At 58.7% G+C, this 24,382-nt stretch carries 19 protein-coding genes; 13 read left to right on the top strand and 6 right to left on the bottom strand.

Annotated elements, in window-relative coordinates; translation table 11 throughout:
* Nucleotides 1-2 precede the first annotated feature (2 nt).
* Nucleotides 3-1,673 carry a hypothetical protein gene (locus FHX15_RS01690; RefSeq protein ID WP_184393115.1) on the bottom strand — a complete coding sequence of 557 codons (1,671 nt, stop codon included), beginning with the start codon at nucleotides 1,671-1,673 and terminating at the stop codon, nucleotides 3-5.
* A gap of 92 nt (nucleotides 1,674-1,765) precedes the next feature.
* Nucleotides 1,766-4,882 carry a bifunctional proline dehydrogenase/L-glutamate gamma-semialdehyde dehydrogenase PutA gene (putA, locus tag FHX15_RS01685; RefSeq protein WP_184393114.1) on the bottom strand — a complete coding sequence of 1,039 codons (3,117 nt, stop codon included), beginning with the start codon at nucleotides 4,880-4,882 and terminating at the stop codon, nucleotides 1,766-1,768.
* 112 nt (nucleotides 4,883-4,994) lie between these two features.
* Here putA and FHX15_RS01680 point away from each other — a divergent pair, with 112 nt between their 5' ends.
* From FHX15_RS01680 to FHX15_RS01670, 3 genes are all read left to right on the top strand, one after another.
* Nucleotides 4,995-5,456 (top strand): Lrp/AsnC ligand binding domain-containing protein, encoded by a 462-nt coding sequence (locus FHX15_RS01680; RefSeq protein ID WP_184393112.1) that lies wholly within the window; start codon nucleotides 4,995-4,997, stop codon nucleotides 5,454-5,456.
* 145 nt (nucleotides 5,457-5,601) lie between these two features.
* Nucleotides 5,602-6,327 carry a LuxR family transcriptional regulator gene (locus tag FHX15_RS01675; RefSeq protein WP_184393110.1) on the top strand — a complete coding sequence of 242 codons (726 nt, stop codon included), beginning with the start codon at nucleotides 5,602-5,604 and terminating at the stop codon, nucleotides 6,325-6,327.
* A gap of 46 nt (nucleotides 6,328-6,373) precedes the next feature.
* On the top strand, nucleotides 6,374-6,835 hold the full coding sequence (locus FHX15_RS01670) for a diguanylate cyclase (protein ID WP_184393108.1): 462 nt from the start codon (nucleotides 6,374-6,376) through the stop codon (nucleotides 6,833-6,835).
* Nucleotides 6,836-6,847: 12 nt separating this feature from the next.
* Here FHX15_RS01670 and FHX15_RS01665 read toward each other — a convergent pair whose 3' ends face one another.
* From FHX15_RS01665 to FHX15_RS01655, 3 genes are all read right to left on the bottom strand, one after another.
* The gene (locus FHX15_RS01665) at nucleotides 6,848-7,969 is read right to left on the bottom strand and encodes a DUF2333 family protein (protein ID WP_184393107.1); all 1,122 of its coding nucleotides are present in this window, start codon (nucleotides 7,967-7,969) and stop codon (nucleotides 6,848-6,850) included.
* Nucleotides 7,970-8,119: 150 nt separating this feature from the next.
* Nucleotides 8,120-9,193 carry a hypothetical protein gene (locus FHX15_RS01660; RefSeq protein ID WP_184393106.1) on the bottom strand — a complete coding sequence of 358 codons (1,074 nt, stop codon included), beginning with the start codon at nucleotides 9,191-9,193 and terminating at the stop codon, nucleotides 8,120-8,122.
* 72 nt (nucleotides 9,194-9,265) lie between these two features.
* Nucleotides 9,266-9,868 carry a thymidine kinase gene (locus FHX15_RS01655; RefSeq protein ID WP_184393105.1) on the bottom strand — a complete coding sequence of 201 codons (603 nt, stop codon included), beginning with the start codon at nucleotides 9,866-9,868 and terminating at the stop codon, nucleotides 9,266-9,268.
* A gap of 232 nt (nucleotides 9,869-10,100) precedes the next feature.
* Between FHX15_RS01655 and FHX15_RS01650 the strand changes: the two genes are divergently transcribed.
* The 9 genes from FHX15_RS01650 to ade all read left to right on the top strand — a co-directional run bounded on the left by FHX15_RS01650 (nucleotide 10,101) and on the right by ade (nucleotide 20,835).
* Nucleotides 10,101-11,057, top strand: a complete 957-nt coding sequence (locus FHX15_RS01650; RefSeq protein ID WP_184393104.1) for a choline ABC transporter substrate-binding protein — start codon at nucleotides 10,101-10,103, stop codon at nucleotides 11,055-11,057.
* A 74-nt stretch (nucleotides 11,058-11,131) separates the two neighbouring features.
* Nucleotides 11,132-11,977 (top strand): choline ABC transporter permease subunit, encoded by an 846-nt coding sequence (gene choW, locus FHX15_RS01645; RefSeq protein ID WP_184393103.1) that lies wholly within the window; start codon nucleotides 11,132-11,134, stop codon nucleotides 11,975-11,977.
* Entirely contained in the window at nucleotides 11,974-13,020 is a 1,047-nt protein-coding gene (gene choV, locus FHX15_RS01640) for a choline ABC transporter ATP-binding protein (RefSeq protein WP_184393101.1), read from the top strand. Before choW ends, choV begins: the two co-directional genes overlap by 4 nt.
* Nucleotides 13,021-13,156: 136 nt before the next feature.
* Nucleotides 13,157-13,906, top strand: a complete 750-nt coding sequence (locus FHX15_RS01635) for a HugZ family protein (RefSeq protein ID WP_184393987.1) — start codon at nucleotides 13,157-13,159, stop codon at nucleotides 13,904-13,906.
* Between the two features lie 116 nt (nucleotides 13,907-14,022).
* Nucleotides 14,023-14,340 carry a helix-turn-helix transcriptional regulator gene (locus FHX15_RS01630; protein WP_184393099.1) on the top strand — a complete coding sequence of 106 codons (318 nt, stop codon included), beginning with the start codon at nucleotides 14,023-14,025 and terminating at the stop codon, nucleotides 14,338-14,340.
* 643 nt (nucleotides 14,341-14,983) lie between these two features.
* Nucleotides 14,984-16,312: an aspartate aminotransferase family protein gene (locus FHX15_RS01625; RefSeq protein WP_184393097.1), complete on the top strand. Its 1,329-nt coding sequence runs from the start codon at nucleotides 14,984-14,986 to the stop codon at nucleotides 16,310-16,312.
* 155 nt (nucleotides 16,313-16,467) lie between these two features.
* Nucleotides 16,468-17,526, top strand: a complete 1,059-nt coding sequence (locus FHX15_RS01620; protein WP_184393095.1) for an alpha/beta fold hydrolase — start codon at nucleotides 16,468-16,470, stop codon at nucleotides 17,524-17,526.
* 391 nt (nucleotides 17,527-17,917) lie between these two features.
* Nucleotides 17,918-19,021 (top strand): branched-chain amino acid ABC transporter substrate-binding protein, encoded by a 1,104-nt coding sequence (locus FHX15_RS01615; RefSeq protein WP_184393093.1) that lies wholly within the window; start codon nucleotides 17,918-17,920, stop codon nucleotides 19,019-19,021.
* A 116-nt stretch (nucleotides 19,022-19,137) separates the two neighbouring features.
* Nucleotides 19,138-20,835 carry an adenine deaminase gene (gene ade / locus FHX15_RS01610; RefSeq protein WP_184393091.1) on the top strand — a complete coding sequence of 566 codons (1,698 nt, stop codon included), beginning with the start codon at nucleotides 19,138-19,140 and terminating at the stop codon, nucleotides 20,833-20,835.
* A gap of 3 nt (nucleotides 20,836-20,838) precedes the next feature.
* Here ade and FHX15_RS01605 read toward each other — a convergent pair whose 3' ends face one another.
* Nucleotides 20,839-22,488 (bottom strand): alpha-glucosidase family protein, encoded by a 1,650-nt coding sequence (locus FHX15_RS01605; RefSeq protein WP_184393089.1) that lies wholly within the window; start codon nucleotides 22,486-22,488, stop codon nucleotides 20,839-20,841.
* A 276-nt stretch (nucleotides 22,489-22,764) separates the two neighbouring features.
* Between FHX15_RS01605 and FHX15_RS01600 the strand changes: the two genes are divergently transcribed.
* Entirely contained in the window at nucleotides 22,765-24,345 is a 1,581-nt protein-coding gene (locus FHX15_RS01600) for a peptide ABC transporter substrate-binding protein (RefSeq protein ID WP_184393087.1), read from the top strand.
* Nucleotides 24,346-24,382: the final 37 nt, after the last annotated feature.

Raw genomic sequence — 24,382 nt, 5'->3', positions numbered from 1 at the left:
CATCAATTTACCGATGCCGGAACGATCACTGCCTCGGATTTCCTGGGGCACCGTACGCTTTCCTTCGCGTTCGGTCCGCAGAAATGAAGGCCAGGCTCCTCATCGTAGGGGATCACGCCATCGATGATGTCGAGCTTGAGCGCCTGAGGCGGGTATATATCGCCTCTCCCGAAAGACGGCGTTATCATCATCGTGTCGAAGGTCTCGGAACTGATGCCCATCTCGCTGAAATAGGCAATGAATTTTCCGCGATCAGCCTCCGTGAGCTTGCCTGCCGGCTGGCTCAGGCCAAGAGCGGATGTCCTTCCCACGAGCCGCGACGCTCCGCCCATAAAGGCGAGCGTGCAGCTTGAAAAACAGTACGCACCACCGGCAAAGACTTCCCCCTCGGTCGGCCCGCTTTTGGCCATGCTTGCGGTGCAACGCGGATCCTCCATCGGACAATTCGGCAAGCGCGTTCTACCAATTGACGTATCGAGGCCTGCAGCGCGGATCATGCGGCCCATTGCGAAAGCTGCGTCCTTGTCGCCACCAAAGGACTGAAAGACGACCGGCAGCTTTCTGTCGCCGAGGGTCTTCAAGATAGCGTCCAGCTGAGCCGGTGTATCCGGCATGATGTCGCCATCGGCCGAGATCCACTGCGTGCACTCTTCCTGGCAATTGCCATTGTACATCAGGAGAAAGTCCATCGGATGGGAGTTAGGCGCAGGATAGCTTGGGTATACGGTCACGCGCTTCACAGGCGCCTCAGCGACAACCGCTTTAGGTGTCGGATGGCGATAGCATACGGCATCGGCCGCTATATCCGGCGCGCAGAGCGGCATGCCCGGCCATTCGTTGTAAGCCAGCATATCCGTGATCAAACCAGTCCTGAGCGCTTCCATAGGTGCGACCATCGCCATGCTGTCAGGCGCGGCACTCATCATCAGGTCAACGATGTCATCGCTGACCCCCATTTCTTTCAGATACGCCTTCAGAGTCGCGGTAGCTTTTTTGCCGAGCTTGGTTGAGCTGCTCTGCCCGGTAACCTTGCGGCCAACCTCCTTGCGGGAGACTTCCTGCCTCTTCCCATTCACCATCTTATATTCAATACGATAGGACACGCGCATCTTGTTGTAGACAGTCGTGATCTGATGAACGCCGACATACGCCCATTGCGACGAAGCCCGCGTCGTACCACCCGCCAAAGCCAGCGGGCACGCAGAGACGCAATATGCTCCATACGAGTACGTAGATCCCGCCGAAGCGCCATTCCGGGCGATGGCAGCAGCGCAGCGCAGATCCTCTGGCGGACAGCCTTCCAGCCGTGTACCACCGACCGCGGTTTCCAGCCCGGCCTTACGAATTATTCGTCCCATGGCATAGGCAGCGTTCACATCCCCACCTTCCGAACGGAACACGACCGGCAATTTCCGATCCCCGATCTTCTTGAGAATTTTTCTCAATTGGACAGGTGTATCGGAAGTAATGCGCCCCTCGGCCGAAATCCATTCCGGGCAGGGTTGGTTGCAGACAGCATGGCGCACGACGATGAAGCTCATGGCCGGATGTTCTGACTGTTTCTGTTCGGCAGCCTGGGAGACAGCAGCACCTATCGGCAAATTGAAAAGAAACAAAACAAATAATAATTGGAGGGGAAAGTACTTATCAAAAAAAGAAACTGCAAAGCGCACGCTTAGATCGCCTCAGTTGCATCTGATTATACGCTTAGCAACTGAATTGAACGGCAGCAAGCAGGATTAGCGCTTGCTGCCGCCCTATTGCTTTACTCGCCCATAGCAATCAGGCTGGCATTGCCACCCGCGGCAGCCGTATTCACCGAGATCACCTGTTCCAGAGCAAAGCGCTGCAGATAGGCCGGACCGCCGGCCTTGAAGCCAGTACCCGAGAGCCCCGAGCCGCCGAAGGGTTGAGTGCCGACGACAGCGCCTATCATGTTGCGGTTTACATAAATATTGCCGGTATCGAGTGCATCGGTGACGGTACGGATCGTAGATTCGATACGGCTATGGATGCCGAGCGTCAGGCCGTAGCCCGAAGCCTGGATATCCTGCAGCACCTTGGGCAGTTCCTTCGCCTTCCATTTGACGATGTGGAGCACGGGTCCGAAGACTTCCTTGGTCAGCGCTGCTGGCTTGTCGAGCTCGATGATATGCGGCGCAAAGAAGCTACCTCCATCAGGCGCCTTGCCGGCATAGCGCACCTTCTGTGTTTTCTGCATATCGGCAATATGGGCTTCCAGCATCGCCTTCTGCTTGTCGTCGATGATCGGGCCGACATCGGTGGTTTCGAGCGCGGGATCGCCGAGCTGCAGCTCACGTGCAGCCCCTTCGATCATCTGCGTCATGTGCTCGGCCACATCCTCCTGCAGAAAGAGCAGACGCAGCGCGGAGCAGCGCTGGCCGGCCGAACGGAAGGCCGAGAGCACCACATCATCTGCCACCTGCTCGCCGAGCGCGGTTGCATCGACGACCATGGCGTTGAGGCCACCGGTTTCGGCAATCAGCGGCACGATCGGTCCGTCCTTGGCGGCAAGCGCCCTGTTGATCGCCCAGGCGGTCTTCGTCGAACCGGTGAAGGCGACGCCCGCAAGAGCCGCATGTGCTGTGATCGCAGCACCGACATCAGGACCGCCGGGAACGAAAAGCAATGCATCTTCCGGCACGCCGGCCTTGTGGAAGAGTTTAACCGCCTCATAGGCGATCAGCGGCGTCTGCGGCGCAGGCTTTGCCAGCACCGCATTGCCGGACACGAGGGCTGCTGAAACCTGACCGAGGAAGATCGCCAGCGGGAAGTTCCAGGGCGAGATGCAGGCAAAGACGCCGCGCCCGCGCCAGAGGTAGCGATTGTCCTCGCCGGTCGGTCCCGGCATCTTGATCACGCCGCCGAACAGGTGGCGCGCCTCGCCGGCATAATAGCGGCAGAAATCCACAGCCTCGCGAATCTCCGCAATGCCGTCGTCGAGCGTCTTGCCGGCTTCTTCGGCGAGAAGCACCAGCAGCCGATCGCGGTTTTCTTCCATGAGATCGGCCATGCGCTCCAGCGCAAATGCGCGTTCCTCCACCGAACGGCGCGACCAGGTTTTAAAGCCCTTGCCTGCGACGGCAAAGGCCTTGTCGATATCTGCCGCAGTGGCGTTGCGGACCGAGCCGACCGTCTTCGAATGGTTGGAGGGTGAAATGACGGGCGCTTCAGCTCCGCTTGCGGCCACGCCGGGAATAAGCGGCGTAGCGGAAATTGCGGGAATACCCTTGCGGATACCGCTCATCAGAGTTTCAAGCGTTGCGCGATGGCCGAATTCCAGCCCGGCACTGTTTCTGCGCTTGCCATAGAGCTGCAACGGCATCGGAATCTTGCTGTTGCGCGCACTCGCACCGACATCGAATTGCAGCTTTTCGGACGGGCGCTCCAGCAGTGCCTTGATGGATACGTTCTTGTCGCCAGCCATGGCGACGAAGGAGGAGTTGGCACCATTTTCCAGAAGGCGGCGAACGAGGTAGGCTAGCAGATCGCGATAGCCTCCAACAGGCGCATAGATGCGGCAGGCGATCCGATCGTTGGTATCAAGCAAATGATTGTAGAGGCTCTCGCCCATGCCATGCAGGCGCTGGAACTCAAAGCCGGAGCGATCGTTACCGGCCAGCTCCAGAATGGTGGAAACCGTCAGCGCATTATGGGTGGCAAACTGCGGGAAGATACGCGCCCGCTTGGCGAGCATGTGCTGCGCGCAGGCAAGATAGGAAAGGTCCGTCGCCTGCTTGCGCGTCCAGACCGGATAGTCGTCAAGCCCACGCTCCTGCGCCCGCTTGATCTCGGTATCCCAGTACGCGCCCTTGACGAGACGTACCATCATGCGACGACCGAGGGTCTCGCAAAGCTCGTCGATATAGTCGATCACCGCAACCGCGCGCTTCTGATAGGCCTGGATCGCTAGGCCGAAACCATCCCAGCCGGCAAGCGATGGATCGGAGAACACGGCGGCGATCACGTCGAGCGAAAGCTCCAGCCGGTCGGCCTCTTCGGCGTCGATGGTGAAATTGAGCTGGTACGCCCTGGCCATCTGGGCGAGCTTCAGGAGATCGGGCACGAGTTCCTTCATCACACGGTCGCGGTGGGTGGCGAGATAGCGTGGATGCAGCGCCGAAAGCTTGACGGAAATGCCCATACGATCGGGCAGGTCCCTGGCCTTGGCATTCTTCGCCATCCAGCCGCCGATCGCCTCGATCGCCATGGCGTAGGATTGCCAGTAGCGCCTAGCGTCTTCGGCGGTGCGCGCGCCCTCGCCCAGCATGTCGAAGGAATGGCGATAGCCCTTCTCCTCGCTTTTGGCCGCGCGATTCAGCGCGTCCTTGATCGTCTCGCCAAGCACGAAATGATGGCCGAGGAAACGCATGGCCTGTTTGGTGGCGTTACGAACGGTCGGCAGCCCCATGCGCTTGACGAGGCCGCGAACCACGCCTTCAGGCGTTTCGCCCGGACGGATGATGCGGGCCGAAAGGCCGAGCGCCCAGGCCGATGCCGAGACAAACCAGCTGTCGGCCTTTCCCTCATGTTCGCTCCAGCCGCCCTCCTTCAGCTTATCTTCGATCAGCCTGTCCTGCGTCAGCGCGTCGGGCACGCGCAGCAGCGCTTCGGCAAGCACCATCAGCGCCAGGCCTTCCTTGGTCGAAAGCCCGTATTCCCGCAGGAAATCTTCCACGCCGCCGATCGATCCGGAATTGTCGCGGATCGCTTCGATCATGCCGCTGGCACGCTTGTCGATCGCCGCATCCTGCGTGGCTGAAAAGCGAAGGTTTTCGGCAAAACCATGCAGCAGACGATCGTCGTCACCGGCAAATGGAGCGTTGAACGGGGCAAAAGGCGTGGAAATCTGGGTCGGCATAAAGGGTTCTCCGTGATTTCGCCAACATAGCTGTTCATTCGTGGCGTTTTTCACTAAACTGTCGGCTGCCAGCATGATCTTTGCCTATTGACCGCCGGAAAGGCCGCGAAAAATGAAAGAACTCGACCGTCTCGACCGCAAGATTCTCCGCGCACTGCAAAAGGAGGGACGGCTTTCCAACATAGAACTGGCTGAACGCGTCAGCCTGTCGCCGACAGCGACCGCCGAGCGCGTCAAGCGGCTGACCCGTGACGGTTATATCACGGGCTATATGGCCGTCCTTTCGCCGGAAAAGCTCGGGCGCAACCTCCTCGTTTTCGTGCAGGTGAAACTCGACCGCACCACGCCTGACGTTTTCGATGCTTTTGCTGCGGCGGTAAAACGCAGTGACGATGTTATGGAATGTCACATGGTCGCAGGAGGCTTCGATTATCTAGTGAAGGCGCGCATGGCTGGCATGGATGCTTATCGTCAATTTCTCTCGGAAGTGATTCTGCCTCTTCCCGGCGTACGCGAAACCCATACCTACGCAGTCATGGAAGAGGTAAAAGGCACTGCTATTCTACCCGTCTAATTTGGAAATCAACTTAAACGCGTTTTTCACCTGCTTAATTTTTCACGAAATGAATTAATCAGTGGGTGCTAAGTCAATTACCACTAGCATACGTGCGTATTTATGTATTTGATAGCGGTAACATGAAGACTAGCGGGGGCGTACGATGTCTTACATGACTACCTCTGAAAGGCAGTCATCGCTGTCGAGCGAACTGGCGGTGGCGCGTACGCGCGGCCTATTTGCGCAAGCGCTTGGAAGGGTGGCGGCCGCCTTCGGTTTTGAGCACGTAACCTTGCTCAACGCACCGACGCCAGAAGATCTGCTGCTCAGGCCCCTGATTATCGAGAGCTCGCTGCCGGTTTCCTACATCAGGGATTTCGATCGCGGTCATATGCTGCGAGCCTGTCCATTTGCCGCCCGCATGAGGGGATCGGCCGTTCCGCAGGTCTGGCATCTCAGCGATCCCAATCATGCACAATCCTTTTCCGCCGGCATCAGGAATTTGATGCTGCAACACGGCCTGATGGCGGGCATCGCGATGCCGATCAATTCCGCTGACGGTCAGCGCCTCGTCTTCTGGTTCGGTGGAGAACGCGCATCCCTCGGCCAGAGCGAGACCAACGAACTTGCGATGATCATTCTCCACGCGCTCGACACTTACAACGCCGTCAAGCGCAATGAGGAAAGTGCGCACAACGCCCTCTCGGCACGCGAACTCGAAGTCGTGCGCTGGACGGCGCAAGGCAAGACCTCGATTGAGATCGGCCAGATCCTGGCGCTTTCGGATCATACCGTAAATGCCTATATGACCAATGCAATTAAAAAACTCGATTGCGTCAACCGCACCCAGTTGGTAGCAAAAGCCATCCGATTGAAGCTGATCAACTGAGAAATCAGAAGAGAATCAGCGCGTCATCCCGAATTGGGGGGAAACCGTGCCTCTTCGTTTCGAACAGCCAGCCGTCGAACATCGGCTGCAATCCCGCGGCCATATAGGCATTACTGATGCCGAGGCGCTGACCATGTTCGCCGCTTATCGCCTCTTCGGCTTCTGGCGGATGAATCTCGACACGGGACATTTCTTCGCCAGCGAAGACGTTCATCAGATCTTCCGTCTTCCTTACACCCAAGGTCCGGTCAACCTGACCGAGCTCATGTCACGCATCCATCAGGAGGACCGGTTGCTGATCGCCGAAACCTTCGAGCAGGCCAGTCTTCACCGCGTCGGCTTCCACTATGTCTATCGCGTCGACAACGGGCTCGGCGGTTACAAGATGGTGCGCTCGGTTGGAAAGTTCCGTGATGATGCCAGCGGCGGCGGCATCGTCGGAATCACTTATGAATTCGTCGAGAAGCTGCGTATCGTCGGCTTCGAGGACGGCGGAACTCCGGTTTGACGCTAAGGGGGACTAGCGGTCGAGTACCGCGCGGATTTCGACGAGGTTCGAACGCACTCTCAAAATATAAAAGCCCATCGTAGCCAGATGGCTCGGCATGATCCAGCCATCCTCCCGTCCGTTGGAGATGATCGCCGGCTGGATGCGAAGTGCCGCCTGGAATTGCCGCGTTGTGCCGGCCAAGATCGCTCCGAGGTTTCGCTCTGACACAACCTGGGAGAAATCCGCCTGTGCGGCAGAAAGGATCGCGTAATACGCGTAGAGCTGGCCATAGGCGAACCAGAAGCGATCGTCGGCACGCGTGTCGAACCAGCCGCGATTGTGGTTTTCCGAACGTTCAGCCAGCATGTCGGACGTGCTGCCGAGATCGTTGGCAATCCGATCGATGAACTGGATGAGGTTATCGGCGCGGCCGTCGAAAACCGCGTTGCAGGCGGCGAGATCGCTATTGAACTTGCGCAGGCTGTTGATCGCCGCACGGTAATAAGCCGGCGTCGGCGTCTTCGGCCCAAACGGGCTGAGGCCGAAATACCAGCTATATTCGTCAAACTGCAGATTGCCACGGGCGTTCTGCAGGTCGTTGTTGATGCCGGATGTGCCGCGCACGCGACCCAGCGTGTCGACAAGCTCGACAGAGGTGCGGCGGACGGCCTGGTTAATGCCACGCTGGAACGATGCCTTGTTGTCGAGGAAAGGCGTGTGATCCCAATCGATGCCGAAGAAGCCCATCTTGTAGAGCACCATCGACGATATCCAGGCATTCTGGTTGACGTTGAAATCCGTCAGATCGGCCGCGACATCGACAATCGCCGAGCGCTGGCAGGTTTTGGCAGCTGCCCCGTCTGCCGCCGGAATTTCCTGCCCGGCCGGTACCTTGCGATCAGAAAGGCGATACTGATCGACGAAATTTGTATTGAAATTAGACCAGATCTGCGTCTGCCATATAAAATAGCCGTAGAGAACGACAAGAAGCGCAAGGAACGCCAGGATCGGCAGCCGGATAATCCATGTCCGCCGCGCATACCATCCGTGCGCGGCTAGGAACGGCCAGAAGGCCCAGGCAGCAAAAAGGCGAATCCAGCGGCTGATCGTCCGGCCGATCAGTCTGAAAAAACCGGCAATCCGGTCGAGCATCGTCGTCTCCTGTCAGGCGGCGAAACGGGGGTATCCACTTCATCCACATATGCGCTCGACCGCTCAAGTACAACAAGAGCCAAGGATATTTCGGCTCGAATGGCGGGAGGTAGACGTGGCGCCCCCGGACAGGCAATTCTTCTTCATCCGTCAGGAGCGAAGCGAACGCAGGAAGCCGAGCCCGAACACAGGAGATTTGCCCATCACATCGATCAGCGGTGCATCAGACCTTTCCTCGGCATAGACGGGGAATCGACGGGCAAATTCCTGATCGGCACGGCTCTTGCGCTGAACCAGATCCTGAGGGACCAGCATGCCTTTCTGGAAGAGCGCGATGGGCGCCGCAATATTCGGGAAAAGCTCCGGTTTGATCCTGGCCTTCATGCCGGGCCGGTCAGTATCGACCTGCGCCTGATAGATGACGAGCCGCTCCTCAGTATCGACCGAAAGCTTGCGGATAAGAACGTTGCAGCCGGCGATGCGACCGTTCAGCCTGTCGACGAAAGCCTGAAACATGCCGATAAAGCGTTCGCGCCGCTGGCTCTCGTCACGCATCGCGTGTTCCTCGGCGGAAATGCGCTCGGCCTCCGCTATCAGCGCCTGACGCTCCGTCTCCATCTGTTCCCAATGTGCCTTATTGCCATAGACGCCGATGCGGCCCTGCGTGATCAATGCCTTGGCGTTGAGCTCCTTCATGCGCATTCGTGCGATATCGATCTCGTCGACCAGCCGCCGTCGATGCTCGACAATGTTGACGAGGCTCGATTCGGCGCTCTTGTGACGCCGGATGAGCAATCGCCTCTGGCCCTCGAGCAGCGTCGCCAGAAGATCCGATTTCGCCAGAAGATCGAGCAGTTGTTCCACGACGGGTGCCTCGCGCACCCGCGCGCCGTGCATGCGCCACATGCGTTGCCGGGAAAACCATCCGGTTATCTTTTCACCCCGCGTCAGCCCGCGAAAACTATCGAGATCTGCCGAAACCTTTGATGTCAGCCGGTCGAGGGAAAAGACGAGTTCTGCAAGCAACACATCAAGCGTGGCGCTGTCGTCGAAGAAAGCCTGGAAACGTGCGTTCTGCTCCAGGAAAATCTCGTCGGACGAGCGCTCTTCGTTGCCGTCGAAGCCGGCAATGCAGGCGGCGCAATAATCTGCCTCGTCTGCCATCGCCTCTGCAAGGTCGCGGGCAGCATCATACTGGCTATCGAAAGACGGGCTTTTGCGCACCGGGCACTCCCAGGGAATCTCCGTCTTCCAGATTATTCGTTTGCCGCGTCAAAGAAAACAGGGGCCGATCCGTCAGACCGGATCGGCGATCCATTCGCCGTTCATTGCATCGTCCCAATGCCGGCGGCATAGCGAAACATATTTCTCGTTTCCTCCAACATCGATCTGCGCCCCCTCATGCAGCACCTTGCCATCGGCGTCGAGCCGCACGACCATGGTCGCCTTGCGCCCGCAATGGCAGATGGTGCGTACCTCGCGCATCTCATCGGCGATCGCCAGCAGTTCCTGCGAGGCAGGGAAGAGCTTGCCCTGAAAATCCGTTCTCAAGCCGTAGACCATGACAGGAATGCCAAGCCTGTCGACCACGCGCGCAAGCTGCCAAACGTGCTCGCGCGTCATGAAATGTGCCTCATCCAAGAAGACACAGGAGATCGGCTGTCCCTCGCCGCTGAGCTTTTGAACCAACGCGTAGAGATCGCTGTCGTTTTCGAAGGGAATGGCCTCTGCTTCCAATCCGATGCGCGAACCGATGACGCCACGCCCGACCCGATCATCGAAGGCTGCGATCAGCAGAACCGTGCGCATGCCGCGCTCCTGGTAATTATAGGAGGCCTGCAGCAGCATAGTCGATTTGCCGGCGTTCATCGTCGAGTAGTTGAAATAGAGTTTTGCCATCGGATTCTCCTTGCCTGGTTTCTTGGAAGCTGCCGAATGCAAAGAAAAGCCCCTCAATTCGATAGTCACAGGAAATCCAGGCGTCGAATCCGCCAGAAGCCTTGTAACTCAGGCTTTCCCAAAATGCGGCACGTCGCAATCACATAGTCCGGAACGCCGCAAACGCGCCGAGATCGCTTGTAAAACTGGGCTAATGGTGATTGGCTTGGGAACGTAAGACTGGGAGTCTAAAATGAAAACAACAAGCGCATTTAAACTCGTTACCGCTACCGCAGTCGCTGCTCTCTCCATTGCGAGCGCTGCCTTCTCCGCAGATCCGGCAAGCTGCTCCACCGTTCATCTTTCTGATATCGGCTGGACGGACGTTACCTCCACCACTGCAACCGCCTCTCTGCTCCTCAAGAAGCTCGGCTATGAGACCGACATCAAGGTTCTCTCATTGCCGGTGACCTATACATCGATGAAAAACAAGGACATCGACGTATTCCTCGGCAACTGGATGCAGTCCCAGAAGGCGGATATCCAGCCCTACCTGGACGACAAGTCGGTCGAGTCCTACGGTCCGAACCTTGTCGGCGCCAAATATACGCTGGCGACCAACGCCAAAGGCGCCGAACTTGGCATCAAGGACTTCAAGGATATCGCTGCTCACAAGGCCGATCTTGACGGCAAGATTTACGGCATCGAGCCCGGCAATGACGGCAACCGCCACGTCATCGACATGATCGACAAGAACACCTTCGGCATGAAGGACATGGAACTCGTTGAATCCTCAGAGCAGGGCATGCTGGCGCAGGTCGCCCGCGCCGAGAAGGAGGGCAAGCCTATCGTCTTCCTCGGCTGGGAACCGCATCCGATGAACACCAACTTCAAGATGACCTATCTGTCGGGTGGCGACGATACGTTCGGACCGAATTTCGGCGGCGCCGAAGTCTATACCAACGTGCGCGCCGGCTATCTCAGCGAGTGCCCGAACGTGGGAACGTTTGTGAAGAATCTCAAGTTCTCCCTGAAGATGGAGAACGAGATCATGAACAAGATCCTGAACGACGGTGAAGATCCGGAAAAGGCGGCGGGCGAATGGCTGAAGGCCAATCCCTCTACGGTCGAACCCTGGCTTGCCGGCGTCAAGACGCGCGATGGCAGCAGCGATGGCCTCGCAGCCGTCAAGTCCGGCCTTGGCCTCTGATGAAATGAAGGGGCGGATCTGCCGCCCCTTTCCGTTTTCATCCCGATCTTCGTTCTCAAAAACAGGCGCGCCTCGTGAATTGGATCACCGACGCTAAAATTCCCATTGGCCCGTGGGCCAAGACCTTTGTTGACTGGCTGACGACGAACGGCGAATGGTTCTTCAAGCAACTCTCCGCTCTGCTGTCGCATGTCATCAATGGCCTGCTTTTCGTGTTGCAGATGCCCAATCCGCTGATCGCCATCCTCGTGATCAGCCTGGTAGCCTGGTGGCTGCGCCGGTCGATAACAGTGGCAGTCTTCACCTGTCTTGGGCTGCTGCTCATCATGAACCAGGGCTACTGGAAGGAAACGACGGAAACGCTGGCGCTCGTGCTCGCCGCAACTTTCGTCAGCATGTTGATCGGTATTCCGCTCGGCATCGCGGCAGCCCGTCGCGCCTGGATCTATGCCGCCATGCGGCCCGTTCTGGACCTTATGCAGACCATCCCGACCTTCGTCTATCTAATTCCGGCACTTATCCTTTTCGGCCTCGGCATGGTGCCGGGCCTGATCGCAACGGTCATCTTTGCCATCCCCGCCCCCATCCGCCTCACCCGTCTCGGCATCATCTCGACGCCTCCTTCCCTCGTCGAAGCCGCCATCGCCTTCGGCGCGACGCCGACCCAGGTTCTTCGTAAGGTCGAGCTGCCCTTTGCGATGCCGCAAATCATGGCCGGCCTGACGCAGACCATCATGCTCTCCCTCTCGATGGTCGTCATCGCCGCCCTCGTTGGCGCTCCCGGTCTCGGCGTACCTGTCGTGCGCGCCCTGAATACCGTCAACATCGCCAAGGGGTTTGAGGCCGGTTTCTGTATCGTGATCCTGGCAATCATTCTGGACCGCATGTTCCGCACCGAAGGCGAAGGAGACGGCGCATGACCGCGGTCAGTTTCAATGATGTCAGCATCATCTTCGGCGATCGGCCGGAAATCGGACTCGCCATGGTCGACAAGGGTCGCTCACGCGATGAGATCAGCGCCGAAACCGGTCTCGTTCTTGGCGTCGCCAATGCCTCGCTGACGATCAAGGAAGGCGAGATCCTCGTGCTGATGGGCCTTTCCGGCTCCGGCAAGTCGACGCTTCTGCGCGCCGTCAACGGGCTCGCGCCTGTGGTGCGCGGCGACGTCGCCGTTTCGACGGCAACGGGGCCAGTAAATCCTTACAGGTGCAATGCGAAGGCGCTGCGCGATCTGCGTACACATACGGTCTCTATGGTATTCCAGCAATTCGCTCTGCTGCCCTGGCGTACCGTCGCGGAGAACGTCGGTTTCGGACTTGAGCTCTCGGGCGTGCGGGAGGCTGAGCGCAAGAGCCGGGTCGGTGAGCAGCTCGAACTCGTCAACCTGACGAAATGGGCGGATCGCAAGGTCAACGAACTCTCCGGCGGTATGCAGCAGCGCGTCGGCCTGGCCCGCGCATTCGCCACCGGCGCCCCGATCCTGCTGATGGACGAGCCGTTCTCCGCACTCGATCCGCTGATCCGTACGCGACTGCAGGACGAACTTCTGGAGTTCCAGCGGCGGCTGAAGAAGACCATTCTCTTCGTCAGCCACGATCTCGACGAAGCCTTCCGGATTGGCAACCGCATCGCCATTATGGAGGGCGGACGGATCATCCAGTGCGGGACGCCGCAGGAAATCGTCAAGAACCCGGCCGACCAATATGTCGCCGACTTCGTACAGAACATGAACCCGATCAATATGCTGATGGCCTCGGACGTAATGCAGCCAGGGCTTGGCGATGCCGCGATCGGCATGTCGGTCAGCGCCACTGCACGTCCGACCACGCCGCTTGTCGATGTCCTCGATACCCTCTCCCGGCAGCCCGGCAGTATCGGTGTTGTCGACAACGGCCAGATCGTCGGCACGATTTCCGCACAGGATGTTGTCGCCGGCCTCACGCGACACAGGCGGAGGGAATAAAGCACGACACGTAAAGCTGTGCAGCGGTTTTTGCGATAATGCATGCAGGAGCAAGAAGCTAAAGTCTCGAACGTCCATCCTGGCGATGGCGCGCTTTAGACTTGATCCTTTCACGTCGCCTTGCAACATGGCGGATATGAAAGAACCGTCATCCACGCTTCGCGAAACCGACGACGAGGCCCGCAGGCTGGCGCGCATTCTCCTGCGCTCCGCCCGCTATGCGGCCCTTGCCGTTCTCCATCCTGAAACCGGCTTTCCTTTCGCAAGCCGAGTTCTTCTCGGTACCGATATAGACGGCGTGCCCGTTATCCTGGTTTCGGCGCTCTCGACCCACACCAAAGCGCTCGCCGCCGATGCGAGAGCCTCGCTCTTGACCGGCGAGCCCGGCAAGGGCGACCCGCTTGCCCATGCGCGCCTGACCACCCAGTGCTATGCGGAACCGGTAGATCGCGATACGCCCCTCCATACGCGCATCCGCACCCGTTTTCTCGCGCGACACGCCAAGGCGGGACTCTATATCGATTTCCCGGATTTCCGTTTCTTTCGCCTCGTCCCGCAATCGGCCAGCCTCAATGGCGGCTTCGGCCGTGCCTATATTTTGGACGGCGGCGATCTCGTGATTCATTCAGAGGCAAATGATGCCCTCGCTGAAAAAGCTGAGGCAGCAGTGCAAGATTTAGTAGCGCGCCATCCGGATCTGATGTCAACGCTGACATTGAGGCTAGGCGCCCCTGAAGCCGGTCCCTGGCGCATATATGGGGTCGATTCCGCAGGTTTTGATATGATTTCAGGTGATTTGTTGATGCGTTGCGAGTTCGACACGCCCGCTGCGGATTTAGATCACATTTGTTCAAACATATCTAAAATAGCATACCTGATACCTTAAAATTAGGTATATACAATCTTCGACCGCAGTTGCTAGTTTTTAGCGTCAGTCGAAGAACCGTCTGACGGCCTGTGCCTGTACGGATGATGTACGTTTCGCATTAGGAAGAAAGAAATATGGAACCCACTGATTTGGCCGAGCACACCAATGTGGCGGCAGCTTTATTATCGGCCATGGCCAACCCCAAGCGTTTGCTGATCCTGACGAGTCTGGTAAAGGGAGAAGTGCCTGTCGGCGTTCTTGCCACCCAGGTCGGCCTGAGCCAGTCTGCGCTCTCCCAGCATCTGTCGAAATTGCGCGCTCAGAAGCTGGTCAAGACCCGTCGTGATGCACAGACGATCTACTATTCCAGTAATTCCGAGCCAGTCATGAAGATCCTTGCAACACTCGAGGATATCTACGTGGCCCAGAACCGGAACAGATCCGCAGCCTGATGTTAGCGCTGACATGATGTCAGTCAGAGCAGTATCCGAGGAGATATCTCCTCGGATACTGCTCGCGCTATTTCAGCACGTGAAGCGTTGAAGACCGGCAATTCGCGAGGATTGCCGGTCTTGTTTCCTTGGAAAAGACGCCTAACTGCCCGCGCCCGCTTTTGGTGCAAGTCAGCACGACGAGCGTAAGGCGGGCCGGCACACCCGGATTGAAGGCCGTCGGCATCTTCCATCGAGATCGCATACTCATTGTCGATCGTGCGAGATTCGCCAACTGGACCGACAGGTGTATAGATGAGCTTCGGCAGCGCACGGCCCCGGATCTTCCTTACCCATCACTTAGACGGAGTCGGCATTGCCTTCGGCGGCGGCCTCGTCTTCTGATGGTCCCGCATAACTACCTTCGTTAAAAGCAATTGAATTTCAACAAAAATAGATGAAATGCTTTCAGCCGTTTCGGCCCTGGATTTTGCAGCAATGCCGGGCGAAGGATTGATGGCGCCCGCAGTATCCAGGCACGGCAGAGGGTGACGCTTCTCCGGCTTGACGCCTTGCCGGGCGCTGATAATTTGACCGGGCAGTAAAAATAAACGGCGCCAAGCCTAAAACGGGAACGGCCTCCCCCAACGGCCAGGAGAACAGCATGTCCAACCGCCTGAATGCAACGCCAAACGACCTTCGCGCCTTTTGGATGCCTTTTACCGCGAACCGCCAGTTCAAGAAGGAACCGCGCCTCTTCGTGAGCGCGAAGGATATGTACTACCAGACCCATGACGGCCGTCAGGTTTTGGACGGTACGGCTGGCCTCTGGTGCGTGAACGCCGGACACTGCCGCCCGAAGATCACGGAGGCGATCCGCGAGCAGGCGGGCGAGCTCGACTACGCCCCGGCCTTCCAGCTCGGCCACCCGAAGGCCTTCGAGCTCGCCAACCGCCTGGTCGACATCGCACCCGAGGGCATGAACCATGTGCTTTATACCAATTCCGGTTCTGAATCGGTCGAAACAGCGCTCAAGGTCGCTCTCGCCTATCACCGCGTCAAAGGCAACGGTTCACGTTTCCGCCTGATCGGCCGCGAGCGTGGCTACCACGGCGTCAACTTTGGCGGCATCTCCGTCGGCGGCATCGTCACCAATCGCAAGATGTTCGGCACGCTGCTGACTGGTGTCGACCACATGCCGCATACCCATCTGCCCGGCAAGAACAACTTCACACGCGGCGAACCCGAAATTGGCGGCGATATTGCCACCGAACTCGAACGCATCGTCACCTTGCATGACGCCTCCACGGTTGCCGCCGTCATCGTCGAGCCGGTCGCCGGCTCCACCGGCGTTCTTATTCCGCCGAAGGGCTATCTGCAGAAACTGCGCGAGATCTGCACCAAGCACGGCATCCTGCTGATCTTTGACGAAGTCATTACCGGCTTCGGTCGCCTCGGCGCTCCCTTCGCCGCCCAGTATTACGACGTGAAGCCAGATATCATCACCACCGCCAAGGGCCTGACCAACGGCGTCATCCCGATGGGCGCCGTCTTCGTGACCTCCGAAATCCACGATGCCTTCATGAACGGCCCCGAGCACATGATCGAGTTCTTCCACGGCTATACCTATTCCGGAAACCCGATCGCCTCGGCCGCCGCCATTGCGACGCTCGACACCTACAAGGAAGAGGGCCTGCTGACCCGCGCAGGCGAGCTTTCCGATTATTGGGCCGATGCACTGCACTCGCTGAAGGATTGCCCCAACGTCATCGACATCAGAAATACCGGTCTCATCGGCGCGATCGAACTCGACCCGATCGCCGGCGAGCCGACCAAGCGCGCCTTCACGGCCTTCCTCAAGGCTTACGAGAGCGGCCTGCTGATCCGCACGACAGGCGACATCATCGCGCTCTCGCCGCCGCTGATCATCGAGAAGAAACACATCGACGAGCTTTTCGGCAAGCTGCGCACGATCCTGCAGAACAACATCTGACCTCGATCGTCTGACTGAATGCATCTTTCTGATTGGACTTAAGGGCGAGGCTCCGGCTTCGCCTTTCTTTTGATGTCAACGACCTAGATCGCGTTATCGGTCTCCGATGCGAAGGATTTCCTGCAGACAGGGCAAATCAGCCCAATGGAGATCCCATGCAAAGACTTGCATTCATTTTCTTCTTCGTGCTGCTGTTGGCATCGGCAGCACAGGCCGCAACCGGCTTCCGCGAAACCACTCTGCCCGGCAACAACACCGACCGTCCTGTCCATGTCAGCATCTGGTACCCAACGGTATCGGATGCCACCCCGATTCTTCTCGGCGAAACGCCGGCTTCTGTCGGCCAGCCCGTTATCAGGGACGCCGAACCCACAACCGGTCCGCATCCGCTGGTCGTCCTCTCCCATGGATATGGCGGCAGCTGGCGCAACCTCGCTTGGCTTGCCGTTGAACTCGTGAACGTAGGCTATGTCGTCGCCGCTCCCGATCATCCCGGCACGACCACATTCGATATGCGAAAACCCGATGCTGTCGAACTATGGAAGCGCCCCAACGATATCAGCCGCACGATCGATGCTCTGCTCGGCAATTCCGATCTGACGGGTGGCGTGGCGTCCGATCGGATTGCCGCCATCGGCCATTCGCTCGGCGGGTGGACGGTCATCGAACTAGCGGGCGGCCGCTTCGATGCGGCGAAGGTGACGACGAATTGCGCCGCTGAATTCAGCCCGATCTATTGCAAGATATTCGAGGCGCTGGGCATCGGCCGCGATGCCTCCTCCAATACGGCGCTGGCAGCCGATCTCAGCGATCCGAGAATCGGTGCCGTGGTGACGCTAGATCTCGGACCCGGCCGTGGGCTGACGCCGGAGAGCCTTGCGACAATCCATATCCCCGTCTTGGTACTGGGCGCCGCTGATGATGTCGATGCAGATACGGCAACCAAGGCGGAGATAGCCGCGACGAACGTGGATTCCGCCTACATCTCCCGCTATCTGCCGCCAGCAACGACTAAGTACAGCCTTGTCCCCGGGTCGCTGCATTTCAGCTTCATGCAACCCTGCAAGCCTGGTGCCGCTGAATGGATCGAGAAAGAAGCACCAGGCGAGAGCATCGTCTGCCGGGACGGGATCGGCGCAGATCGCGAGAGGATTCACGGACAGGTTACCGGCATGATCACCGACTTCCTGCGAAAGGCCCTCCCTCAGCAATAGGGCAACTCCGTCACCTCAACGCCTCACCGGTTGGAGAAACGTCGCCTGTTGACTCCAGGTTGAGGCCGGCTGCTGTGGCTATGGCGAGCTTGCTGGCGATCGGAAGAACAGACCGAAAATTGCGGGAAATGGACCAAAAGATCAAAAAACCCGACGTAATCTTTCCAGACTTGGCGAAAACGGCGCCGATCTTGTTATCATCTTGCGAAATCTCACCGAAATTTCTAGAAAACTTTCCATGCGCCGCGCGAGCCAAACATGGCCGCGAGGCTCATTGATCGCGCTGCTTTTCCTCGTCCTTGGCACGCTCCTGAGGGAGCGCTGACGAAGAAACGGCCTGTGCGGCAAGCAACCGGTGGTCGAAATAGACCCCACCCCAAGGAGACAGAACATGACCCTGAAGACTTTGACGGCGACGCTCGTCGCCTCTCTGGCATTCGCGCCACTCGCGCATGCGGATATAACCATCGGCCTTATCGCACCGCTGACCGGTCCGGTAGCTGCCTATGGCGATCAGGTGAAGAACGGCGCGCAGACCGCCGTCGACGAAATCAACAAGAAGGGCGGCATTCTCGGTCAGAAGGTCATCCTCGAACTGGCCGATGACGCCGGCGAACCGAAGCAGGGAGTGTCCGCTGCAAACAAGGTTGTCGGCGAAGGCATCCACTTCGTTGTCGGCCCGGTCACCTCTGGCGTTGCCATCCCGGTTTCCGACGTTCTGGCGGAAAACGGCGTGCTGATGGTTACCCCGACCGCCACCGCACCCGACCTTACCAAGCGCGGCCTGACGAACGTTCTGCGCACCTGCGGCCGTGACGACCAGCAGGCTGAAGTCGCGGGCAAATACGTTCTCGAGCACTTCAAGGACAAGCGCGTCGCCATCATCAACGACAAGGGCGCTTACGGTAAGGGCCTCGCCGATGCCTTCAAGGCAACGCTGAACGCCGGCGGCGTTACCGAGGTCATCAACGACTCCATCACGCCGGGCGACAAGGATTTCTCCGCACTGACGACCCGCATCAAGGCCGAGAATGTCGATCTCATCTATTTCGGCGGCTATCACCCGGAAGGCGGCCTGCTCGCCCGCCAGCTGCATGACCTCTCGGTGAAGGCCCAGATCATCGGCGGCGACGGCCTCTCCAATACCGAATTCTGGACAATCGGCACGGATGCCGCCGCCGGCACCCTGTTCACGAACGCTTCCGACGCCACCAAAAGCCCGGACTCCAAGGCTGCTGCCGATGCGCTCGCCGCCAAGAAGATCCCGGCTGAAGCCTTCACGCTCAATGCCTACGCCGCAGTCGAAGTTCTGAAGGCCGGGATCGAGAAGGCCGGCAGCGCCGAGGATGCGGAAGCTGTTGCGGCGGCCCTGAAGGGCGGCGAGCAGATCCCGACCGCGATCGGCAAGCTCACCTACGGCGAAACCGGCGACCTCTCCTCGCAGAGCTTTTCTCTCTACAAGTGGGAAGGCGGCAAGATCGTCGCTGCCGAGTAATCGGAACGAATATGACACGGGATCGGGCGCCATTGGCGCCCGGTTTCGTTTGGGGCCATCGAATCCGCAAACAGATGCGCTATAACTCGCGGAATCGATGCATCGCGAGGAGTGTCATGACCGCCAAGCTCGAACGTCTCATTGATCAGGGTCTGGGCCGCGTACCGGCCGATATCGTGCTGAAGGGCGGACGCTTTTTCGATCTCGTGACCGGCGAACTCGTTCAGTCGGACGTTGCCATCGGCGGCGAGCGCATCGTCGGCACCTGCGGCAGCTACAGCGGCCAAACCGAGATCGACATTTCCGGCAAGATCGTCGTTCCCGGCTTCATCGATACGCATCTGCACATCGAATCCTCGCTCGTCACGCCGCACGAATTCGACCGCTGCGTTCTGCCTTACGGCGTGACGACAGTGATCTGCGACCCTCACGAGATCGCCAATGTGCTCGGCAAAGAAGGCATCGAATTCTTCCTCGCTTCGGCGCTGGAAACGATCATGGATATCCGCGTCCAGCTTTCCTCCTGCGTGCCCGCCACACATCTGGAAACATCCGGCGCCGACCTGCCGGTCGAAAGCCTCCTGCCCTATCGCGATCACCCCAAAGTCATCGGCCTTGCCGAATTCATGAATTTCCCGGGCGTGATCCACAAGGATCCTGTCTGCATGGCGAAGCTCGACGCTTTCCAGGGCGGGCATATCGACGGCCATGCGCCGCTGCTCTCAGGCAATGATCTGAACGGCTATCTCGCCACCGGCATCCGCACCGAGCATGAATGCACGAGCGCGACCGAAGCGCTGGAGAAAATCCGCAAGGGCATGCACATCCTCGTGCGCGAGGGCTCTGTCTCCAAGGATCTTCATGCGCTGATGCCCATCATCACTGAGCGCCTCTCGCCCTATCTTGCGCTCTGCACCGATGACCGCAATCCGCTCGATATTGCCGAGCAGGGCCATCTCGACTACATGATCCGCACGGCGATCGCTAAAGGTGTCGAACCGCTGGCAATCTACCGCGCCGCCTCGATCTCCGCCGCCCGCGCATTTGGCTTGCGCGACCGCGGCCTTGTTGCCCCCGGCTGGCGAGCCGATCTCGTCGTGCTCGACAGCCTGGAGAATTGCAGGTCAGAGATGGTGTTCTCTGCCGGTCGCCAAGTCACCGATGCGCTTTTTGCCACTCGTAAGTCGGTGTCGCCGGTTGGCCTCGACAGCGTCAAGGCTCGCCCGGTCAACGCGGCCCATTTCGGCGTGCCTGTTTCGGAGGGAGAAACGCCTGTCATCGGTGTCATAGCCGGCAAGATCATCACCGAGCATCGTCGCTACCGCCTGCCGGCCAGAGGCAATCAGACGACCGTTGATCTCGGCAATGACATCATCAAGGTGGCCGTCATCGAACGCCACGGCAAGAATGGCAACCACGCCAACGGCTTCGTCCAAGGTTTTGGATTGAAGAAGGGCGCCATAGCCTCGACGGTCGGCCATGACAGCCACAATATCTGCATCGTCGGCGTCAGCGAAGACGACATGGCACTCGCGGCCAATCGTCTCGGGGAGATCAAGGGTGGCTTCGTGGTGGTCGAAGACGGCAAGGTCACCGGCGAAATTGCCCTGCCCGTCGCCGGCCTGATGAGCCTGGAGCCCTATGAAACCGTGCGAGACACACTGCATCATTTACGAAAGGCAGCCTACGCCCTCGGCACGACGTTGGAGGAACCTTTCTTGCAGGTTGCCTTCCTACCTTTGCCCGTGATCCCGCATTTGAAGATCTCGGACAAGGGAATGGTCGATGTCGATCGCTTCGCACTGATCGGATGACGCTTAGCTGATGCGGGCACAGAAAGCGTCAAGCGCGTCGAGCTTCACCGTAAGGGCGCCGGCGACGGCATGGAACCCTGGCATCCTCAGCGGCGCGCCCAATTTCATACCGGCAGGTAGCTCAAACTCCGCCGGCTCGCGCGTCAGGTTGAAGACAAACAGCAGCTTCTCGTCCCCCTTTTCGCGAACGAAAGCCAAAAGATCCTTGTCGGTACCGACGAACTCCATACTGCCATCCAGCAACACGGGCTGGCTCTTCCGGAATTCCAGCGTGCGCCGGTAATGGTGCAGAACCGAACCGTCATTATTCTCCTGCGTATCGACGGCGAGCGCCGCATGTTCATAGGGAACCGGCAGCCAGCTCTTCTCCGCACTGGTGAACCCTGCATGCGCCTTGCCGGCTTCCCATGGCATCGGCGTACGGCATCCGTCACGCCCCTTGAAGGCCGGCCAGAAGCGGATGCCATAGGGGTCGCGCAAGTCTTCGAAGGCGAGCTCCGCTTCCGGCAGCCCCAGTTCCTCGCCTTGATAGAGGCAGATCGAACCGCGGAGTGCCGCGAGCACTGAAATTGCCAGCTTGGCAATGACCGGACGTTCCTCTTCCGTCAGGGCGAAGCGGCTGACGTGGCGGTTGACGTCGTGATTGGAAAAGGCCCAGCAGACCCAGCCATCTTTGACCATGCGCTGGAAGGTTTCGACACAGCTGCGGATATGGGCGGCAGTGAATTCAGGGCCGAGCAGGTCGAAGGTATAGCACATATGCAGTTTGTCGCCGCCGGTCGTATAGGCCGCGACGGTCTTCAGCGAACGTGCACCGTCGCCGACTTCACCGACGGTCGTGCGTCCTTCGTACTGATTGAGCAGAGCCCGGAACCGCTTGAGGAATTCGAGGTTCTCCGGCTGAGTCTTGTCGTAAAGATGGTTCTGCATGCCGTAAGGATTAGTGTCGGGTGCATCGAGACCAGCTTGATCCGGGTCCGGCTCGTGCGGCGGATTGTCTCGGAGCAGCTTGTCGCAGAAGTAATAATTCACAGTATCGAGGCGGAAACCGTCAACTCCGCGGTCGAGCCAGAATTTCACTGTCTTCAGCAACGCGTCCTGAACTTCTTTACAATGAAAGTTCAGATCGGGTTGGGAGGTCAGAAAATTGTGCTGGTAATATTGCCGGCGCACGCCGTCCCATTCCCATCCCGGGCCGCCGAAGATCGACAGCCAGTTGTTCGGCGCCGTCCCGTCCGGCTTCGGATCGGCCCAGACATACCAATCGGCCTTGTCGTTGGTGCGGCTGGAGCGGCTTTCGACAAACCATGGATGCCGGTCGGATGTGTGGGAAATCACCTGATCGATGATGACCTTTATGCCGAGCCTGTGGGCTTCTGCCATCATCGCGTCGAAATCCTCGATCGTGCCGAAAATCGGGTCGACGTCGCAATAGTCGGAGACGTCATAGCCCATATCGGCCATCGGCGACTTGAAGAAGGGAGAGAGCCAGATCGCATCGACCCCGAGGCTGGCGATATAGGGAAGACGCCGGGTTATTCCCTTGAGGTCGCCGAGCCCGTCCCCGTTCGTATCCTGAAACGAACGCGGGTAGACCTGATAGATCACTGCGCCCCGCCACCAATCCGCATTCCCGCCTGTCAGCAATGCCATAATCCGCCGTCTCCTGCTTCATTTCGAACGCAAGACTAATGGCGGCGAAGCAAAAAACAACAGCCCAATGGCTTTGCTCTTGAACGAAGATCGGGCAGTCGCGATCCGACAAAAGGGAGACGCTTATAAGCTTGTCCACACCCGAATGCTACCCACCGGTTTAGGGGTTGCAACGCCAAACCTTTGCGTTAAGGTGCCGTTGACCTGCACGTAACAGGTCAAACCGGGAACAAATGACTAAAGAAAAGGCGAAAAGCCTAGAAAGGTGGACCCAGTATGTCCTTTTTCACGAAAAAATTTCTCGCGTCTGCAATGGTTGGCTCATTGCTCGCATTTTCGGCCCACGCGGCCACGCTGAACATCCATAATGGTGGCGACCCCACCTCGCTGGATCCGCAGAAACTCTCCGGCGACTGGGAAAACCGTATTGCCGGCGATATTTTCGAAGGCCTCGTCACCGAAGACGCCAAGGACAACCCGGTTCCGGGCCAGGCCGAAAGCTGGACGATTTCTCCTGATGGCAAGGTCTACACTTTCAAGCTGCGTGACGGCATCAAGTGGTCCGATGGCCAGCCGGTAACGGCCGGCGACTTCGTCTTCGCCTTCCAGCGCCTCGTCGACCCCAAGAACGCCGCTGACTACGCCTATCTGCAGTTCACCATCAAGAACGCTGAAAAGATCAATAAGGGCGAGATCACCGATTTGAACGAACTCGGCGTCAAAGCGATCGACGACAAGACGCTCGAGATCACCCTTGAGAATCCGACCCCCTACTTCATAAACGCGCTGATGCACTACACGGCCTATCCGCTGCCGAAGCATGTCGTCGAGGCGAAGGGTCAGGACTGGGTCAAGATCGGCAACATCGTCACCAATGGCCCCTATAAGCCCGTCGAGTGGGTCCCAGGTTCGCACGTCACCACGGTCAAGAATGACCAGTACTACGGCGTCAAGGATCTGAAGATCGACGGCGCGAAGTTCTTCGTGCTTGAAGACCAGGAAGCCGCACTGAAACGTTACCGCGCCGGCGAATTCGACATCATGACCGACTTCCCGACCGACCAGTACGAGTGGATGAAGAAGAACCTGCCGGGCCAGGCACATGTCGCTCCCTTCTCCGGCCTCTACTATTACGTCATCAACTCGACCAAGCCGCCGTTCAACGACAAGCGCGTTCGCCAGGCTCTCTCCATGGCGATCAACCGCGAAGTCATCGGCCCGCAGATTCTTGGCACCGGCGAACTGCCAGCCTATTCCTGGGTTCCGCCGGGCACGGCAAACTACGGCGAGCCGGCATACGTTTCCTGGAAGGATCTTTCTTACAAGGACAAGGTCGAAGAAGCCAAGAAGCTGCTGAAGGAGGCCGGTTTCGGCCCGGATCATCCGTTGACCGCCGAGCTCAAGTACAACACCAACGACAACCATAAGCGCATTGCCGTGGCCATCGCCTCCATGTGGAAGCCGCTTGGCGTCAATGTTGAGCTCGTCAACGCTGAAACGAAGGTCCACTACGATCAGCTGCAGCGTGGTGAAGTTCAGATCGGCCGTGCCGGTTGGCTCGCCGACTACAACGACCCCGACAACTTCCTGAATCTGCTCGTCACGGGCGTTCAGATGAACTACGGCCGCTGGTCGAACGCCGACTATGATAAGCTGATCAAGGAAGGCAACGCTCAGACCGACCTGGCGAAGCGCGCCGAGATCTTCAAGAAGGCCGAGCAGCTCGCGCTCGACGATACAGCCGCGCTGCCGATCTATTACTACGTCTCCAAGAACGTCGTCTCGCCCAAGATCGAAGGCTTCGTCGACAACGTTCAGGACATCCACCGCACGCGCTGGCTGTCCATCAAAGAATAAGGATGAAAGGCTCTTCCCGGCAAGTCCGGGAAGAGTC

The organism is Rhizobium sp. BK650 (assembly GCF_014195325.1).
Lineage (GTDB): Bacteria > Pseudomonadota > Alphaproteobacteria > Rhizobiales > Rhizobiaceae > Rhizobium.
This window is presented reverse-complemented; position numbering and strand designations above follow the sequence as displayed.

Bases quoted from the DNA above. Each gene is read 5' to 3' on its own strand.
- FHX15_RS01600 (WP_184393087.1), top strand. From the start codon at position 22,765: ATGTCCTTTTTCACGAAAAAATTTCTCGCGTCTGCAATGGTTGGCTCA.
- FHX15_RS01680 (WP_184393112.1), top strand. From the start codon at position 4,995: ATGAAAGAACTCGACCGTCTCGACCGCAAGATTCTCCGCGCACTGCAA.
- FHX15_RS01630 (WP_184393099.1), top strand. From the start codon at position 14,023: ATGGAACCCACTGATTTGGCCGAGCACACCAATGTGGCGGCAGCTTTA.
- FHX15_RS01625 (WP_184393097.1), top strand. From the start codon at position 14,984: ATGTCCAACCGCCTGAATGCAACGCCAAACGACCTTCGCGCCTTTTGG.
- FHX15_RS01615 (WP_184393093.1), top strand. From the start codon at position 17,918: ATGACCCTGAAGACTTTGACGGCGACGCTCGTCGCCTCTCTGGCATTC.
- FHX15_RS01655 (WP_184393105.1), bottom strand. From the start codon at position 9,868: ATGGCAAAACTCTATTTCAACTACTCGACGATGAACGCCGGCAAATCG.
- ade (WP_184393091.1), top strand. From the start codon at position 19,138: ATGACCGCCAAGCTCGAACGTCTCATTGATCAGGGTCTGGGCCGCGTA.
- FHX15_RS01665 (WP_184393107.1), bottom strand. From the start codon at position 7,969: ATGCTCGACCGGATTGCCGGTTTTTTCAGACTGATCGGCCGGACGATC.
- FHX15_RS01620 (WP_184393095.1), top strand. From the start codon at position 16,468: ATGCAAAGACTTGCATTCATTTTCTTCTTCGTGCTGCTGTTGGCATCG.
- choV (WP_184393101.1), top strand. From the start codon at position 11,974: ATGACCGCGGTCAGTTTCAATGATGTCAGCATCATCTTCGGCGATCGG.
- putA (WP_184393114.1), bottom strand. From the start codon at position 4,882: ATGCCGACCCAGATTTCCACGCCTTTTGCCCCGTTCAACGCTCCATTT.
- FHX15_RS01635 (WP_184393987.1), top strand. From the start codon at position 13,157: ATGAAAGAACCGTCATCCACGCTTCGCGAAACCGACGACGAGGCCCGC.
- FHX15_RS01605 (WP_184393089.1), bottom strand. From the start codon at position 22,488: ATGGCATTGCTGACAGGCGGGAATGCGGATTGGTGGCGGGGCGCAGTG.
- FHX15_RS01675 (WP_184393110.1), top strand. From the start codon at position 5,602: ATGTCTTACATGACTACCTCTGAAAGGCAGTCATCGCTGTCGAGCGAA.
- FHX15_RS01650 (WP_184393104.1), top strand. From the start codon at position 10,101: ATGAAAACAACAAGCGCATTTAAACTCGTTACCGCTACCGCAGTCGCT.